Below are 2,682 nucleotides of genomic sequence, written 5' to 3'. Positions count from 1 at the left end.
CAGAATTCGGTAAGCGTTGGATTGTTCACCCACTAATAGGGAACGTGAGCTGGGTTTAGACCGTCGTGAGACAGGTTAGTTTTACCCTACTGATGACCTCACCGCAATGGTAATTCAGTTTAGTACGAGAGGAACAACTGATTCAGATAATTGGTTTTTGCGGCTGTCCGACCGGGCAGTGCCGCGACGCTACCATCTGCTGGATAATGGCTGAACGCCTCTAAGTCAGAATCCATGCCAGAACGCGGTGATACCACCCGCACGTACAGATGGACAAGAATAGGCTTCGGCTTAGCGTCTCAGCAGGCGATTCCTCCACGGCCACGGAAGAGTGGTTGTGGTATTTCGCGTATTGTAATTTCAACACGAGCGGGGTCAAATCCTTTGCAGACGACTTAGCTGTGCGAAACGGTCCTGTAAGCAGTAGAGTAGCCTTGTTGTTACGATCTGCTGAGGGTAAGCCGTCCTTCGCCTCGATTTCCCCAATACAGGTCCCGCGAGACGGGGATGCGTTGGGGGTCGGTCTTTGGAGAGGGCGGGCGCTGCCGGCGCCTGTCTGCGCGCGAGGGGGTGCAGGGTAAGCCAGGCTGACTTGGTCAAAATCTCGAGCCCTGGGGCTGACCGCCGGGCGAGTTCTGCTGCGCGAGCCGTGGTGTAGGGTAAGCTGCCTGGAGTCGGCCGAGGGCAGGACGCCTTGCTGGCTGGTCCTGGCCTTCCTGTGGTGGTGTAGGGTAGGCCTGGTCGACTTTGCCTTGCGGCAGGGCCTAACCTGTAGGGCGTAGGTGTAGGGTAAGCTGGTGCTAGCTGGCCCGGGCCTTGACGTAGGGGTAGATTGATTCTGGTACACCCTGGAGTGGTGTAGGGTAAGCTGGTTTGGACGTGCCTGGGAGGCTGGTGTAGGGTATTTTAGCGGGAAATCGAAAAGTGGCCAACGAGGGTCGGGTGGCGGGGATGGCGTACTAGGCAGTATGTAGGGCCTATGGGGGAGGGGCCCCTGTGGCTGGTGCCGGGTAGGTAGAAGCGAAAGGGCTGTTAGCAGGCGCTCTGGCTCCTACGTGCTTTGCGAGAGAGGCCTTATGGCGGCGTGCTGGCCCTGGTCGTCGGTGGTGGCGCTAGGTAAGCTGATTTTGTCCTACCCTATAGTGGTGCCAGGTAAGCTGATTTTGACCTACCCTATAATGCTGCCGGGTAGGTTGATTTTAGTATACCTTATGGTGGTATAGGGTAACTGAGGGGTGCCTGGACTACCTACCCTAGACCCCACGACCACGTAAATAAGCCGCCGCGGGCGTATAGGGGCGACCTAGGAGAGGTCGGGGCCCCCTTTAGGGCGGCGTGGGCCTGCCTATATGCCTACCCTACTACTCCTGCTGCGCTGGCTGCGTTTTAGGTGGGCGGGGTGGTTATAGTGCTAGGCTGATGCTTTGTTACGTGCGGCTTCTGGTCAAGCCTGGCGGCCACCTGCTCCCTCTAGCGCCCCCCGTAGATGGGCATAGCGATAGCAGCGTACGCCAGGGCCTTCGGCCAGGGCCTCCCTATAGCGCTTCTAGCCTCTAAAGCCTCCTGGTGGCGCCTGTGTCGGGGTGCAGGGTAAGGCCTACCCTGAACCTACCCTGTACCATCTGGGGGCGGCGGCAAGGGCAAAAGAAATACGTGGGCTGGCTGCTGGCAGGCCTGGGGGCGCGCTGGTGCCGAGAAACCCGGCGCCGAGAGGGGGGGGTGGTGCGTTGTTGGAAATGTATGTTCGTGAGTCGATTTTTTGGATTTGCCATACAAATGAATTTTGCGGGAAATCAAAAGTGGCCAACGAGTGCCGGGTGGCGGGGGCGCCCCACCAGAGAGCTCGGAGGGTATGTGAGAGCGGGTGGCCAGTCGAGCAATCGGCCGGCCACAACACAACCGCAATCAAACAACTGTACCATATCTTGAAGACTTTCATTGCGTGGTCCCTTGAACAGGCTTGCAGGCTCCGGTCTCGCTAGCGAGGGATTCATAGTGTTGGTCGGCCCCCACGAAACCGGTCGCTCAGGCTTCACGGCGTACTGGGGATGCCCTGAAGGCGACGAATGCCCCGGCAATCGCCGCTGTAGGGATGGGTTCTGTGGATTACTGGCCTCTGGCGAGTTCTACCATCGAGCAACGGAAGGCAACCACGCCCGCCGGACGCCGCAATGGCTGAAGTCGGGCGCTGAGTCCTTCTCCTGGCGTGCCCCAGGCCACACGCCGCCCGTTCGGGCTCAGTGTGGTCGACGGCTTCGCTGGGGAACACATGAGTGGGAAAGCGGATTGCCGGCTCGCACGGCGCCCACGGCTCCTGCCGCAGGTGCTTTGCCCGGCGCGTCTCCGGACGCCACCCAGTGAACTTGACATCTCTCCGGCGCTGCTCGCAGCACCGGTTGCCGTTTTTCCGCGGCGGACGATAGTTATCTGGTTGATTCTGCCAGTAGTCATATGCTTGTCTCAAAGATTAAGCCATGCATGTCTAAGTATAAGCAATTATACAGCGAAACTGCGAATGGCTCATTATATAAGTTATCGTTTATTTGATAGTACCTTACTACTTGGATAACCGTGGTAATTCTAGAGCTAATACATGCTAAAAATCCCGACTTCGGAAGGGATGTATTTATTAGATTAAAAACCAATGCCCTCTGGGCTCTTTGGTGATTCATGATAACTTCT

Annotated in this window: 2 rRNA genes (1 of these 2 cut by a window edge); both read left to right on the top strand. The window is 57.6% G+C overall.

Features of this window, described 5'->3' with window-relative positions:
• Positions 1-293, top strand: a 23S ribosomal RNA gene (locus AB0J10_RS31630); the annotation flags it as partial.
• Between the two features lie 2,126 nt (positions 294-2,419).
• Positions 2,420-2,682 (top strand): 16S ribosomal RNA (locus AB0J10_RS31625); it runs 1,542 nt beyond the window's last position.

The sequence above is a fragment of the Streptomyces sp. NPDC049887 genome (assembly GCF_040656535.1).
Lineage (GTDB): Bacteria > Actinomycetota > Actinomycetes > Streptomycetales > Streptomycetaceae > Streptomyces.
This window is presented reverse-complemented; position numbering and strand designations above follow the sequence as displayed.